13 protein-coding genes are annotated in these 13,947 nt (G+C 50.0%); 3 read left to right on the plus strand and 10 right to left on the minus strand.

Going from position 1 to position 13,947, the window contains the following annotated elements:
- Positions 1-62: 62 nt before the first annotated feature.
- From ACI1P1_RS28220 to ACI1P1_RS28230, 3 genes are all read right to left on the minus strand, one after another.
- Positions 63-3,863, minus strand: a complete 3,801-nt coding sequence (locus ACI1P1_RS28220) for an S-layer homology domain-containing protein (protein WP_416219913.1) — start codon at positions 3,861-3,863, stop codon at positions 63-65.
- 182 nt (positions 3,864-4,045) lie between these two features.
- Positions 4,046-4,456 (minus strand): hypothetical protein, encoded by a 411-nt coding sequence (locus ACI1P1_RS28225; RefSeq protein WP_416219914.1) that lies wholly within the window; start codon positions 4,454-4,456, stop codon positions 4,046-4,048.
- 77 nt (positions 4,457-4,533) lie between these two features.
- The gene (locus ACI1P1_RS28230; RefSeq protein ID WP_416219915.1) at positions 4,534-5,526 is read right to left on the minus strand and encodes a helix-turn-helix transcriptional regulator; all 993 of its coding nucleotides are present in this window, start codon (positions 5,524-5,526) and stop codon (positions 4,534-4,536) included.
- Between the two features lie 121 nt (positions 5,527-5,647).
- Here ACI1P1_RS28230 and ACI1P1_RS28235 point away from each other — a divergent pair, with 121 nt between their 5' ends.
- Positions 5,648-6,130 carry a DinB family protein gene (locus ACI1P1_RS28235; RefSeq protein WP_416219916.1) on the plus strand — a complete coding sequence of 161 codons (483 nt, stop codon included), beginning with the start codon at positions 5,648-5,650 and terminating at the stop codon, positions 6,128-6,130.
- Between the two features lie 1,059 nt (positions 6,131-7,189).
- On the opposite strand, the gene ACI1P1_RS28240 is transcribed toward ACI1P1_RS28235, so the two are convergent.
- The 3 genes from ACI1P1_RS28240 to ACI1P1_RS28250 form a co-directional block, all read right to left on the minus strand.
- Positions 7,190-7,489, minus strand: coding sequence for a hypothetical protein (locus ACI1P1_RS28240; RefSeq protein ID WP_416219917.1), 300 nt, complete (start codon positions 7,487-7,489; stop codon positions 7,190-7,192).
- A gap of 74 nt (positions 7,490-7,563) precedes the next feature.
- The gene (locus ACI1P1_RS28245; RefSeq protein WP_416219919.1) at positions 7,564-8,541 is read right to left on the minus strand and encodes a phosphotransferase enzyme family protein; all 978 of its coding nucleotides are present in this window, start codon (positions 8,539-8,541) and stop codon (positions 7,564-7,566) included.
- Between the two features lie 140 nt (positions 8,542-8,681).
- Complete coding sequence (locus ACI1P1_RS28250) at positions 8,682-8,972, minus strand: hypothetical protein (RefSeq protein ID WP_416219921.1); 291 nt, start codon at positions 8,970-8,972, stop codon at positions 8,682-8,684.
- A gap of 171 nt (positions 8,973-9,143) precedes the next feature.
- On the opposite strand from ACI1P1_RS28250, the gene ACI1P1_RS28255 reads away from it, so the two are divergent.
- Together ACI1P1_RS28255 and ACI1P1_RS28260 are read left to right on the plus strand one after the other, a co-directional pair.
- Positions 9,144-9,488, plus strand: a complete 345-nt coding sequence (locus ACI1P1_RS28255) for a helix-turn-helix domain-containing protein (protein WP_416219923.1) — start codon at positions 9,144-9,146, stop codon at positions 9,486-9,488.
- Positions 9,489-9,577: 89 nt separating this feature from the next.
- Entirely contained in the window at positions 9,578-9,787 is a 210-nt protein-coding gene (locus tag ACI1P1_RS28260; RefSeq protein WP_416219925.1) for a helix-turn-helix transcriptional regulator, read from the plus strand.
- Between the two features lie 339 nt (positions 9,788-10,126).
- Here ACI1P1_RS28260 and ACI1P1_RS28265 read toward each other — a convergent pair whose 3' ends face one another.
- The 4 genes from ACI1P1_RS28265 to ACI1P1_RS28280 all read right to left on the minus strand — a co-directional run bounded on the left by ACI1P1_RS28265 (position 10,127) and on the right by ACI1P1_RS28280 (position 13,698).
- A complete protein-coding gene (locus tag ACI1P1_RS28265) occupies positions 10,127-10,978 on the minus strand; it encodes a hypothetical protein (protein ID WP_416219926.1) in 852 nt (283 codons plus the stop codon).
- Positions 10,979-11,012: 34 nt separating this feature from the next.
- Positions 11,013-11,987 carry a serine hydrolase domain-containing protein gene (locus ACI1P1_RS28270; protein ID WP_416219927.1) on the minus strand — a complete coding sequence of 325 codons (975 nt, stop codon included), beginning with the start codon at positions 11,985-11,987 and terminating at the stop codon, positions 11,013-11,015.
- 205 nt (positions 11,988-12,192) lie between these two features.
- On the minus strand, positions 12,193-12,795 hold the full coding sequence (locus ACI1P1_RS28275) for a GDSL-type esterase/lipase family protein (RefSeq protein ID WP_416219928.1): 603 nt from the start codon (positions 12,793-12,795) through the stop codon (positions 12,193-12,195).
- Positions 12,796-13,056: 261 nt separating this feature from the next.
- Positions 13,057-13,698: a hypothetical protein gene (locus ACI1P1_RS28280; protein WP_416219929.1), complete on the minus strand. Its 642-nt coding sequence runs from the start codon at positions 13,696-13,698 to the stop codon at positions 13,057-13,059.
- Positions 13,699-13,947: the final 249 nt, after the last annotated feature.

Genomic DNA, 13,947 nt, shown 5'->3' on the forward strand with positions numbered 1-13,947 from the left:
ACTTCCTTCAGAAACTAAAAAGCTGTCCCTTCGCAAATGCGCTTGGGGACAGCTTCTTTGTTCTAAATCAATTCCGACTTCTGCAGCAGACGCCGCACAATGGAGGCCACCTCAGCCCGGGTGACATAAGCCTTGGGGGCAAGCTCTGTATTGCTTCTTCCGGACACAATCCCCGCCTGGATGCTGTCGGCAATGCCGCTCCTGGCCCAGCCGGAGACTTCATCCGCATCGGCGAACGGCTGAAGGATAGTATCCATATCCTTGACGGGAAGCTTCTCCTTCAGGTTGGTAATGACCATCATTTTGGCCACTACAACCATTGCCTCCTCACGGGTGATCTTGTCCTTGGGGCGGAAGGTTCCGTCCTCAAAGCCGCTGATCAACCGGTAGTCATAAGCCGAGTTGATGGCGCTGCTGTAACGATCCGACGCTTTGACATCGGAGAACGGGGCTGCTCCGGTATCCGGACGGATGCCTAGTCCGCGGACCATCAAGGATGCGAATTCGCCGCGGGTGATCTCCTGGTCAGGACCGAAGGTATCTACTCCCGGGTCCTCATAGGCCATACGGAGACCCAGGTCCTCCACCGCCTCCTTCGCCCAATGGCTCTCTACATCCGTGTAGGATACCGGATGCCTGACCACCACATAGGTGCTGTTGGTTAAACTGCTGATCCGGGCATAGGCTTTCCCGTTTTCCTTCATGATTTTGGTAGGCACATGACGGAAAGTGCCGTCGGTCTCGATAACCAAACCGGTTAACGTTCCACTCAAATCTGCATCGTCAGGCAGGGTTATGGTGCGCTCCACAAAAGCGTTGAACTTGGACACACTGGTGGTTTTATCTTTATAAGCGGCTCTGACAGTAAAGTCAACGGGAGGTGCAACCACGGTGAAACCGCCCTTCTCCGCAGCGATCCGCACCAGCTTCATCATGTCTGCGTTGGAGAGAGCAACCTCCATCTGAATCTGAATGTCCTGCAGAGCCACTGATTCTCCAAGCTGCTCCGAGATCGCTTTGAGATCGATATGCTGCGCCGGCAGGGTGTAGGAGGCATAAGGGGTTTTGATTTCAAATACCGCGTGTTTGTCTGCCATACTCCTCATCATTTGACCGTTCATTTCTCCCACAACCGCATCGGTGTGGCCATCCACCTGAACGCTCAGCACCGCATTCTGTCCATCAGCGGCAAGCTTCTCCTCCAGCTTCCGCTGGTCCAGGGTAAAGGTCGTAACCGTCCGGTTATGGACCGTGGCGGTTTTGGCCGTCCCCACACTTCCGGCCGTCCCCTTCACCACAACGTTGGCCGCGGGAGTTTCCGGGGTAACCGCAGGACCTGTTGATTCCCCGGTATCCTCATCCCCGCTCCCCGTTTCCTCCGGTTCAACGGGTTGAAACGGTGTGACGGTATTCGATTCGGAGGAAGCCGCACTTTTCCCCTTGCTGTTGATGGCTTTTACAGTAAAGACGTAGGCCGTCCCGTTCGCCAGACCCTGGACGATAATCGGGCTGGAGGCGCCGGTTTCAGTAATGGTACCTGTGGAATCCGTTACCTCGTAGCCGGTGATGGGGCTTCCTCCGTTATCCGCCGGAGCGGCAAAGCTGACCGCAGCCTGCCCGTCCCCTGCGGTTGCGGCAATATGAACCGGAGCATCAGGAACTGTCGCTGGAGTAGCCTGAACCTGATTGGATTCCGCGCTAACTCCTCCGTCATTCCCTGCTTTTACCACGAAATAATACGTCAGCCCGTTGGTTAGTCCTGCGATGGTATAAGTTGTACCCGTCACCGTGGCAAGGGTGGGCCCATCGAATTGTCCCGTCATCTGGGACATATACAGCTGGTAATAGGTCGCTTCCGTTACGGTATTCCAATGAAGCGTCACCTCGCGGTTCCCTTCAACAGGCGCAAGCTGCTCCGGATTGGACGGCACATCTGGCAGATGGACAGCCTGGGTTACTGTAAAGGACACGTCCGCCATATTGTCCGCCTTCAACGAGACGATGGCAGTGTATGTGCCTGCCGGCAGGCCATCTTTTGCTTTCACCGTAAAGCTGGTTGCGGTTGCTCCGCTGGTTAACGTACCTGCCGGTTGGGTGAACTCGAATTCACCGGCCTGAGGACCGCCGAGCACCGCGGAAAGACTGGTCAAATCCGCCGTACCTGTATTAGAGAAGCTGACGGTTACGGTTTCCTGTGTTCCGGATGCATAACCTTGGATAAGAGGTGCCGCTGTCCGGTCGCCAGGTGCAGAAATGGTGTAGGTAGGTGCGATATCGACCTTTACCCCCGCTGCTGTGCTTGTTGCCGTTGCTGTTTTGGTTCCCGTGGCACTGCTGTTGGTGTTGGTGACGGTCACATAATAATAAGTGGTTCCCGCTGCTTCTGTAGGCGCTGCAAAGGTGCTTCCCGTTGCGTTGGCAATCGGCTGGCCGCCGCTATTGCTGTCCGAGGTATTGGTATACCATTGGTAGCTTAACGTTCCCGCATCGCCCGCCGTTGCCTGTACGGTCAATGTGGCGTTTTCCCCCACGTATACGGTTTTGTCCAGCGGATGGGAGGTAATATCTGGGGTGGCCGCGTCGGTTAGCGGACTAACCGTCACTGCTGCCGCATCGCTGGTTATTGCTGCCGTTGAACCCGGGATTTTGACGGCACAGTAATAATACACAGTGCCTGTTGATGCAGTCGGTGCGTGATAGTAATAATTCTGTGCGTTCACAATTGGCGTTCCGCCGCTGTTCGAATCGGCAGTATTGCTGTACCACTGGTAGCTGACGGACTCGCCTCCGCTTGCCGTAGCTCCGATGATCAGGACGGCGCTGTCGTTGGGCACAACGGAAATATCCTCCGGCTGAGAGTCGATTCCCAAGGTGACCTCTGCCCGTTGGTAAACACCGGAGTTTCCTACTCCTACCCACTTTCCATTGGCATAGATCACGTTTTGGAGCACCAGATTTTCAGCCTCGGGTGTCCAGGTGATTCCGTCTGCGGAAAAAAGCGTCGCATAATCCCCTACCGCCGCATACCCGCCTCCGTCTGCGGAATACGCCACATCATACAGGGAGTAGGCGGTCGGCGAGGTAACCTCCAGCAGAGGAAATGCACTGCCGCTGTTAGGATCGGTGCGGAGAATCTTCCCCCCGCTCCCCACTGCGATGTAGTTCCCTGCCCCATCTGAGGCAACTCCTTGAAGGGTAGGCTCTCCTGCGGCTTTAACAACCGTACTCCAATTGATGCCGTCGGCGGAGGTCATCATAGTTCCCGCTGCGCCAACCGCCATAAACTGGCCATTGGCGTAATTCACATCAAACACCGAGGACGTTCCCGGGGTATTGTATGGCTGCCTGACCCAGGCTGCTCCATCGGCAGATTGGAAGTAGTACAGGGTGGTATTATTCGTAGGAACAACAAATGTGTTATTTCCAAAAGCAATCGAGCTTCTGGAGAAGCTGGGATCCGCCGAATCCACGCCGGTCCAATCGGTGCCATTGGCAGAACGGATTATCGTGGCTCCGGCCCCATAGTTGCCCATCGTAACCGCATAAAAACTTCCGTCTATGTATTCCAGGGCGTTGATGGGGCGGGTGGAGACTGCACTGATGTCCAGAGCGGTCCAATTCACCAGGTTTCCGGATGTATAGAGCTTCCCGTCGGAAGAATTTACTGCTACATACATCCCCTGTCCATAAGCAATTTTGGAAAACTGAGTACCCGACATCTGCTTCCACAAGTAACCCGATACGGAGTCCGCAGCAGCCGCTCCCGTTTGGGATGGAGCAACCATCATACCTCCCAGCACAAGCACACTGCTCAACATCAATATGATCGTTTTTTCTATTTGCCGCCAAACACTCTTCTTCACGATTCTCCCTCTTTTCCGGACAAACCAGGTCACGGTATTGGATGTGGTTGTGGAATGAAATTGCCACCTCGACCACTAGAGAAAATTCGCCAATTTTCATCATTTTCCTCCGGGTTGAATTAGATTTGATCGGGAGTTATATTTCTTTAATGTTAATAGGCGTAAACTAAAAAACGCCCGTTTTAGGGCGTTCCCAGAATTGAAAGCAGTTTTCTGGTGTCTTCCTCTGTAACCTTCCCGTACTTGGACTGTCCTTCAATAATCACTTCTAATATGTCTTTCTGGGGTGAAAGCCAAGCTGCACAAGTGAAGGTTTCATAACTGACCGTAGGATCTGTGTTGACCGTTACAATCTTATAATCAGGCTGTCGGGACATGGATACTTTTGCGTTTTCCCACGGCACATTGAATAAAATATCCAACATGATTTTTACCGCTTCCTGATCTTCGACTTTCTTGTAAACCGTGTAGCCCTGTCCTTCAGGTTTGCTGATATGAAGATTTAGATTTTGCCCATATGATGCTTCTTTTTGATTACAAGCGACAATAGCCAATAGGAATAGCAGCAGCCCGGCAATAAACCACTTTCTCATAAATCGCCTCCTGGTTCTTGCTAACTAAATAACGGAGCCACGCCTGATAATGTTGCGGATGCTTAGTTGTAACGCGGTTAAAACAATGAAGCATCGTTTCCATTAGTCCCGTACTGATCCCGCAATGTGTCCAGCATCTGCCTGATTGCTTCAACCAGCTCAGGAGGCTGCAGCACACGTGCTTCCATCCCCAACCCGATATAATAATGGGCATTGTAGCTAATGTCGGACTTGGGTATCCGGCTTTCAATCCAACCGGTTCCGTCCTCCCGCTTATGGATTTGGGGCTGGGGCCACATCTCCGTCTCGAATCTCCGGCATCCCTCCCGGGTAAGCTCCACATGGATGCGGACTAACTCCGTATCTTTGTCATGCATGTTATCCCAGTTCCCCAAATGAACCTGTTCCGCCTCAGGCAATGCCTCCATCTCCGGTTGTCCGGCTTTTGGCTCCAGGATTTCCGCTGTTTTCATCCGGTCACAGCGGAACAGCCGGTAATCCCGCCGGGTCAGGCAATAGGCCGGGCAATACCACAAGCCATTGCTGGCATAGATGCCAACAGGAAGAATATCCCGTTCCTCCACTCCCGCTTTGCCGTCATATCCGATACGGACAGTCTGCCGCTGGACCGCCGCCTGCAGCAGCACATTCAAAAAAGGCGATGCCTGGCTTCTATACGGCACCTGAAAATCCACCCTGTCCCGCATTTCATCAATTCTGCTGCGGACATCCTGGGGCATATGCAGATAAAATTTTTGAAGAGCGGAGGAGGTTTCCGTTTCGAAGGGGAGGTCGCGGTAATGCCGGAGGGCATGGCTGGCGAAAAAAATTGCCACCGCTTCCTCTTCGCTGAACGCGATGGGAGGAAGCATCCGTTCATTCAGCAGGCGATACCCCCCGTGAGGGCCGACCTCCGAATAAAGCGGCACCCCCAATTCACCCAACTCCTGCAAATCCCGCAGCATGGTCCGGGAGGAAACGCCGAATTCCTCCGCCAGCTCCTTCACCGTGAAGGAACGTTTGCGGTGGACCACAAGCATCAGCTCCATAAGCCGTTTTGACTTGGACATGATAAGCTCCTTATCTTTTTCTGTAATCATGACAATACTTGTCACTATTATAGGGTATAGTCTCTAATAGGACCAGCACCTCAGGTGCCGGAAAAATTCAACGGAAATGGAAGTGTACCCAATGACAGCCGTTCAAGAGCTACAGCAGATGTTGTTTGAGGAATTGGAATTGATCGTGAGGACCACCACGAATCTATTGGCTAAGGTGAAGCCGGAAGGTATAGAGTTCCGCCCGCAGCCCAACATGCGCACCCTGCGGGAGCTGGCTGAACACCTGGCCGCGATTCCTGCTGTGGATCTGCAGATTGTGCAGGAGCATACGGCTGAGGAGGTGCGCGCCGTGGAAAAACGCTTCGAAGCGATGGAATTCGCCAAGCTGGGCGCCGCCATGGCAGAAGGACTGGAGCCGCTGCGGCAGTACATGACCACATTGCCGGAGGAGGACTTCCTCCACAAAAAAACCAAACCCTTCTATCTGGAGCACGGCACAGCCCAAGCTAAGTGGCTCATCGAAATCGTCACCCACACCCAGCATCACCGCGGCCAGCTGTTCACCTACCTGAAGATGCAGGGTTACGACGTGAGCATGTCTGATTTGTATTGAGCTGACCAGTAGGGATTGGCGGTTGAGGCTGAGCGGATGGGAGTGCTCCTTGTCATGGGGGCGGTTGGGGCTGAGCGTAAGCAGCGGCCTTAGCATTGCGGCGGAAATCTAACGGATACCAGCGACCTTATTGTAGCGCCAGAAACCTAACGGACACTAGCGACCTTATTCGAAGGAAAAACGGGGTGTGGGAATTCTAACGGACAAGAGCGCCGCTATTTCGCCCGAGCAGCCTCAAACTGAGTCCCTTTGCCCGAAATAGCGGCTGTGGCTTCCATTAGAATCCAAGACCCCCTCTTTTGAGCCAAATAGCGGCTCTGACCGCCGTTAGATTTGCGGGAGGGGTAAGCACAAACTAAAATAGACCGTCCCCTTCAGTCAAGGGCGGTCTAATTTCAATTGAAGTCGTCTAGGAGCGCAGGACACTAGGAGCCCCCTTCCCATCAGCCGGAAACGGCCCATCTGGTGATTCCCAGGGTACTAAGCATCTTTTTTCCCTTTTTTCGTTTTAAAGCTGTATTGCAACACAAGAATGTAGAGAAGCCATATGCAAACACCTACTACATCAAAAACTATACTCTCATTGTTATTCATGGATCTGACTAATCTTCTTATGTTGAGGGCCAATCCTCCAACACCACAAAGGAGTATAAATAGTCTTGGGAAGTTCTTCAATAAGAACACCTCTCCACCTCCAATACAACTATTATATCGGTTAAATCAAAAAGAGGGTGCATATTCTTATTTTGTTGGTGACTGCAGAAACCTAACGGACTCCAGCGACCTTATTCGGCTGAAAAACGGGGTGTGGGAATTCTAACGGACCACAGCGCCGCTATTTCGCCCGAACAGCCTCAAACTAAGCCCAGTTTCCCGAAATAGCGGCTGTGGTGTCCGTTAGAATCCGAGACGCCTCCTTTTGAGCCAAATAGAGGCTCTGAGGTCCGTTAGAACGGCGGAGATAAGCCAATCCCCAAAATAGACCGTCCCTATGTTAAGGGGCGGTCTATTGGGGTTGAAATCGTATAGGAGTGCATCACGCTAGGAGACCACCTCTCCCTACAGCCGGAAGCGGCGAACATGCTCGTGAAGCTGCTCCTTTTCCAAAATCTCCTTCTGCCTAGGCCCCATCAGATCGAAGTGGGGATACGGCGGATGCTCATGGATGTAAGCCGGATTCAGCCCATGCCTCTTGCACCACTCGGTCAGCACTTTCCGGTCGGAGCAGCCTACCTTGGTCACAGTCCGGATGGACGGAAACCGCGGGTCAGTCCAATAGTGAGTCAGGAACGCAATTTCCCCGCGGGATACCGCCTCTTTCCATTGCTGCAGCTCCTGCCGCTTCACGCCGAATGCCAAGGATTTCACCACCTGTCAGATATGCCACCAGTTTACCTCTTATTGAGGATAGGAGCAACTGCAGGCACACTACTCTACAACACCTCGCCGAACAAAGCGGAATCCTCTTCAAGCCCTTCGGCCAGCCTTCCCCTTAACCCGGTTAACCACTCCGGCTCATTCTCCCACTTCTCACCAGCAGCCCGCAAGACTCGGGTATATCCATACAACTTAGCGAACCGCTTGCATGCGGCCACTATATTCTCAGCATCGCCGGAAACCTCATATTCAGTCCGGTACCCATCCAGAAAACATTGTGTCTTCTGTTCAAAATCCTCCGGAGGGACCTCTTCCCGCAAGCTCTCCAGCGCCTGGTCAATATCCATCACATACCAATGATACATCGCATCATCAAAATCTATGACATGGCAGGTTTGAGTCTGTTCATCATAGAAGACGTTATCGTATTCAAAATCATAATGAATCAAACCAAAGTCAGCCTGCGATTTGGGAAGCGAAGCAAAATACCCTCGCAGCAACTCCGTTTCCTCTAATGCCGCTGTCTCTCCGGGAAATGCGGTCAGCACATCCTGAATCCAGTCCAACACATCAGCATAGGACCATCTTTTGACTTCACCCGGCATATATTCACTGGACAAACGATGGAGCTTGCCCAATGCCTTCCCGTAGCAGACCATAACGTCATCCGGGAAATCGGTACGATCCAGCTGAACCCCCGGAACCCGCTTGAAGACTGATGCAACATAAGCTCCCCATGGAGTCTCCACCTCAACAAGCTTTCCGCCAGCCTTGGATGGAACCGCCTCTAACACACCATACCCCTTGCCGCGCAGGTAAGCAATAAACTCCAGCTCGGCCAGAAGGTTCGGCTTAAGCTTTTCCTCCTGGGGAGCGAACCGCAGGAAATGAGTCGTCCCGTCCCGTTTGAACGGGTAAATCGCATTGGAGGATACCCGGTAATGCTTAAACAGCCCGGTGTCCTCGTAATCCCAATTCTGCAGCAGCATTTCCGCCAAGTCCCGGTTATCAAAAAGATACTTTAGTTTCAGCACGTAGCCAACATCTCTCCTTTTAAGCTTGGATTACCATCACATTTCTGATCCTTTCAATTGTACCTGGAAACCTCCAAAAGGCTTAAGGGAGAGTTTATATATATTAAAACTAGGGTCAGCTTCGGCTAACCGCTGTTCCTTCATTCATCCGGCAAAATGTTCACCAGGTGCTTCCAGAAGGTCAGACCATCCTTTAATCCGGCAAAATACAACCACTCCTTTTCAATCGTGCAGCGGAAATTGAGATTCTCTTCCCATTCGAGAATCTGCCGGTACTGCTCGGAGGTTAATTGCAGCTTCAATTCGGTGGCCAATTCGTCCTGCTGTTGAGCAAGCTCATTCACTTCATCCAAGTGAAACGCCTCAATCGAACGCTCCAAAAAGCGCAACTCAAAAGCAGGCCGCACCCATTCCGGCCAAGGTTCGGGCATGTGGGTTTCCTCCTTCTTCCCCGTGTCATCAATCTTGATATTTTTTCTTTAGGAATACATAATCGATTATACAATTGACTAATATAAGTATCAATAAATTAATTTTTGACCATTAAATATGTATTTCTTAAAGAGTAAGTTACATCTACACTCAACATGAGGTGTAGGCATATGTCTGAAATCCTGGTTAATGTAGGAAAACGAATCCGTGAAATTCGAAAGTCCCGTGGTTTATCCCAAGCCGCTTTAGCAGAAAAATGTGGTTTTACCTTTTCCTATATCGGTGGTGTGGAACGGGCAGAAAAGAATATCTCTTTGTTAAACCTGGAGAAAATTGCAGAGGGTTTAGATGTAGGTGTCCATCAATTTTTTACGTATTCTTATCAGTATGAACAATTATCAAATAATGAAGCAACAATCAAAGAAATCGTTTCCTTGCTGATCAATCAAGATTCGCAATCCATTGAGATGGTGAAAAATATCGTAGCAGAAGTGTTGAGGAATTCAAGGCAGTAAAATAAGTTATCTCCATAAGACCTAATGAACAAGCGCTCTCTAGACGCTTGTTCTATTTATGTTAGCAACTGGGGAGGTGTTCCTTTGATATGAAATTGAGCGAAGCCCGGAATCAAAAAAGCTTAACCCAAGAGCAGGTTAGCCGCGCTATCAATGTTTCCCTTAAACACTACCAGAATATCGAGCATGGACTGACCTCTCCCACGGTTAATATCGCGTTGCATATTTGTGAAATTTTAGGGGTAGACCCGCGGGAGATAGATGAATGGAAAGATAGGCGAAAGGAAGAAAAGTTGTAGGGTGAGGTACATTTTGAGTCAATCATCAAGCAAACCCAAGCGCACTCCCATGTTGACAACAATTATTGGGGAGATATTGAAAGAAAACCCGGTTGACCAGAACCAACCTTCGCCAAGAGGATTTAGCAGGTATCCGCGGGGTGGACTGAGCCTACAATTCCCTGATCGAGAGAGGCAAAAACGAACCATCAGTCAGCAAATTATTTGAGCTGTGTGAAGCCATGAACCTTTCACCGCCTGAATTCTTTTCAATGTTAATCAAAGCCACAAATACAGAGTCATCTGTTTCCGCGGCTTGTTTTTTGATTTTTACGAAGTGTAATTCATTTATCCTCCCCCTCACCCCTCATAATACGCCTTTACCTTTGGCGGGAAAGGCAGCCTTTCTTGTTTCATGAGGTCCACCAGCTCGTCAAACATATCCATATAGCCAAACTCCAAGCTGATTTCAGCGAAGTCGGTTATGTACCCGAGATAACCTGGAAAATGAAAGGTACTCTCTTGCAGGTATGGATCAGCCTTGGCCGCATCCCAATGCTTCCGGAATTCCAGGCGGTCATGCTTATAAAAATCCATTCGGCTTTCATAAATACTGTTCATGACAAAACACTTATTAGGGTACACCTCTGTTTTGAACATTTCCTCGATTCTCTCAAATTCCTTCAGGGCTTCAATTTTACTACCAGATTGATAGAGGGTTGTCGCATAATTGCAAAACAAATGAAGATCATTCGTTTGCTGATACAGCTTCAGAAAATACCGGGCACCGAGGGCTCTGTGTTTCGCATTCTTGGAGTCGGATAATTCATAGGCAACATCTTTTTTGTCGCGCAGGTCCAACGAATCAAAATCCATTGCCATCAGCTTGTCCAGCCGGTTTCTTCTCCGTTTTTCCGCCTTCTCCAGCTTCTCCAGCTCTTTTAGATATGTGACGGCCTGAGGGGAGTCAGGGAATTGCTCCAGTCTCGCACGGACCTTTTGCAGGGTGCTGCCGACATCATCCACATATACTTCAAGGGCACATTCAATTTCAATGTAACTGATAAAAAGCGCAAGCTGCACATTTTCCAGCCCAACATCCTGATCATGCTCTTCTAAATAGGCTAAGATGTTTGTCAGAGCCTTTTTATTTTCCTTATACTGCTTCCTTACCTCCAGAGGCAAGGCTTTTTCATCAAATGGCTTTTTCACAGGGGCACCCTCTCGGTTTTTGTCAAATTCAGACTCACTCCTCAAATATCGGCTCAATATGCGTCATAATAAACTCAATCCGGTCCTTCACCTCCGGCACATAAAGCGACGCGATGGAAACGACCAATTTTTTCTTAGCATTGATATAAATGACGTTTCCTCCGTCTCCCATGGCGGCGTAGATTTGCTCGTCTTCGTTTATAATCCACCAAAGGTATCCATACGAGAGCTCCCCCCAGCGGCTATGCTCCCGAGTGCTTTCCTCGATCCAACCGGCCGGGATAATTTGTTCGCCATTCCAGATACCGCCGTCTGCATACAGCTGGCCCAGTTTCGCCATATCCCCAGATGTCAGGAAAAGTCCCCAGCTAGCAGTATTAATCCCTTGGGGGTCAACGACCCATCCGGTTGTATTCTTATCGTTCATCACGGCATAATGCTCTTCTTCACTACGCAGCACTACATTGTGCGGAACCTGGATACCCAGCGGTGAGAATAGATGCTCCGTCGCAAACTCCAGTATGGATTGTCCCGTTGCCTGAGCCAGAATGCCGGATAAGATGTGGGTTCCGACAATGGCTGAATAGGTGAATTCGCCGATTGGCCCATCGCCCCCCAATAAATCCAGGGCAGCATTCATCCAATTCTCACTGGCAAAAAACTCCTGGTATGGTTCCAACTCGTATTTATAGGGAGCCGTCATGGTCAGCAAATGTTTGATCGTCACGTTTTGTATGGTGGTTTCCCCAGCTTTCACCACATAGTCCGGGAAAAAGTCCAGTACCTTCTGGTCCACACTGCGAATTAGGCCTTTACCCATGGCGATCCCAATCAACGCGGAGAACACACTTTTGGTCACCGAATACACATGAAGAGCGTTACCGGCGGTATAGCCGTTGAAGTAGTGCTCCAAGCATGTGATGCCGTTTTGTTGTACAACAATCCCTGCGATATTACTATAATCCCTGCTGATTATCTGTTCAAGCTCCCTTAATTTCCTCTGATCCATACCATCCATTCCTCCTCGAGTGATAAAGAGTACCTTCACAAAAATGGTATAATGATTAAAAATACTTTTCAAGGCCTTTTTAAAAATTTATTAGCGGAGGAGGATCCAAGGATCTCAAACGGCGTACGCCAAAAAAGCCGCTAACATGCGGGAGGGTCCCCAGTGTTAACGGCCTACTGTTCATTTTCCCCGAGAGTACCGGTAGTTATCTGATGTTCCTAACCACCACGGGATAAAGCTGCTCCACAAAAATCGCATATCCTTTACCTGTTAAATGAGAAAATTGGTCATCTTGGAGTGTGCCTTCAGCACCTAATACACCTTCCAGGAAATTAGGAATCAGATCCGTCTGATAATCTCGGGACAACCGAGCATACATCTCAAAAAAGTCATTCTTTAATGTAACTCCGCCTTTTTGGGCAATGTTTTGGAGCTTTTCTTCCAACCCGGCATCAGCCGGATAACCTTGGTATCCTACGATAATGACCTGAGCTCCGGCACCTCTCGCACGTTCAATCATCTCTGACAAGTTATGATAAATATCCTCGATGCTGGAGCCTCTTCTCAAATCGGCCACACCAAAAAGCAGGATCACAATATCCGGTTGATACTCCGCTAAAGCCTCCCCCAGTCTTGCTGCGCCGTCCTTCGAGGTATTTCCGTTAATCCCCTTATTCATGACCTTGCAGGAGTAGCCGTTGTTAGTTAGCTTCTTCTCCAATTGGGCCGGGTAGGCTTCGTTCCGCTCTACGCCTGCACCGTATGTATTGCTGTCTCCTATTGCGAGAATAGTTGTATTCGTTCCCATAGTGGCACCTCACTTAATCAGTTTGATATGTATCGAGATTCTAATAATATCACAGGCCTTACTTGGCGAAAATCAGTAGGTTTGAAAATGTAACGAATCTGAGCCACGCTATTCTTTATCCCGGGAGGCCTTTCGAGGCCATTCTCAACAAAATAAGCTCTTACAGAGTCGTTAGCCAACATCAGACCAACGCCCGACTCATAATAGCGTCCACCTGCACATGGGGGTGGAGGCCGTCGTCTGCCAGCCCGTCGCGCAGGGTTAGCCTACACCTCCTACGCCACCTTCGCCCGTGTTTTCCAGACCCGCTTTCAGATGTCCCCTAGCGCCTACAGGAAACTGAGGGGCGGATGAATGATAAAGATTCGTCGACATGATCAAAAACCGGCAAAAATCCTCATTATCCCCCTGCAACGAAGGGTCCGCTTGGTTTTTTAAGAAAAGGATATGTTCCCGGTACGCCCTATAAAAATCATACGCCGGGGAGGCACAGTAGGTAAGGCCCTCCAACTGATAATAGTCAATTACCTTCCTGGCAGTTACCGGATGGATGAAGATCTCCTCGTAGGGCCTGCAATAGCTTGGACACACCGTCAACACCGGCCATTTCGCCATTTTATACCCGTCCAGCACAGACGTTATCTGATGAAATCCCGATCTCTGATTACCATACAAGAATTCCTGCATGCCGGCAGATAATTGCTGTTTGTGATTGTCGTGCATGAAATGGATGGCCTCCTGGAGCTTCACCTTTTCGAAGAGCGAAATGAAAGGGGACTGGCCCACAATGACACCCATACTATCCGCAATATGGCTTGGTGAATCGAATTGCTCCATGGAGAAGCTTTTCTGCGCCAGCTTAACCAGATGTTTACCCTCGCGTTTCTGGGCAATTTCCAGCATAAGAGGATTCATAATCCCCCCTGGATAGAGAATCAAAAACCGTTCCTCCGCTTCCTTCAACCTAGTCAGGTCCATCGCCTCATCCACCTTTTTTCAGCATATGGTTGCTGTGCCATTCTTATCTTGCCTGTCATACCATCGAGCGTAGCATGGACGGGAGTTTTATGGGGAACGAATGCGCAAAACGTCACCGGATTAGCGCAAAATGTATGTTTTCTATCATGACATCCAATTTTTCCTATGGTAAAC

Source organism: Paenibacillus mesotrionivorans, assembly GCF_046098205.1.
GTDB lineage: Bacteria > Bacillota > Bacilli > Paenibacillales > NBRC-103111 > Paenibacillus_AR > Paenibacillus_AR mesotrionivorans.

Coding starts and splice junctions, on each gene's coding strand:
- ACI1P1_RS28260 (WP_416219925.1), top strand. CDS start 9,578: ATGAAATTGAGCGAAGCCCGGAATCAAAAAAGCTTAACCCAAGAGCAG.
- ACI1P1_RS28235 (WP_416219916.1), top strand. CDS start 5,648: ATGACAGCCGTTCAAGAGCTACAGCAGATGTTGTTTGAGGAATTGGAA.
- ACI1P1_RS28230 (WP_416219915.1), bottom strand. CDS start 5,526: ATGTCCAAGTCAAAACGGCTTATGGAGCTGATGCTTGTGGTCCACCGC.
- ACI1P1_RS28225 (WP_416219914.1), bottom strand. CDS start 4,456: ATGAGAAAGTGGTTTATTGCCGGGCTGCTGCTATTCCTATTGGCTATT.
- ACI1P1_RS28270 (WP_416219927.1), bottom strand. CDS start 11,987: ATGGATCAGAGGAAATTAAGGGAGCTTGAACAGATAATCAGCAGGGAT.
- ACI1P1_RS28250 (WP_416219921.1), bottom strand. CDS start 8,972: ATGCCCGAACCTTGGCCGGAATGGGTGCGGCCTGCTTTTGAGTTGCGC.
- ACI1P1_RS28280 (WP_416219929.1), bottom strand. CDS start 13,698: ATGCTGGAAATTGCCCAGAAACGCGAGGGTAAACATCTGGTTAAGCTG.
- ACI1P1_RS28275 (WP_416219928.1), bottom strand. CDS start 12,795: ATGGGAACGAATACAACTATTCTCGCAATAGGAGACAGCAATACATAC.
- ACI1P1_RS28255 (WP_416219923.1), top strand. CDS start 9,144: ATGTCTGAAATCCTGGTTAATGTAGGAAAACGAATCCGTGAAATTCGA.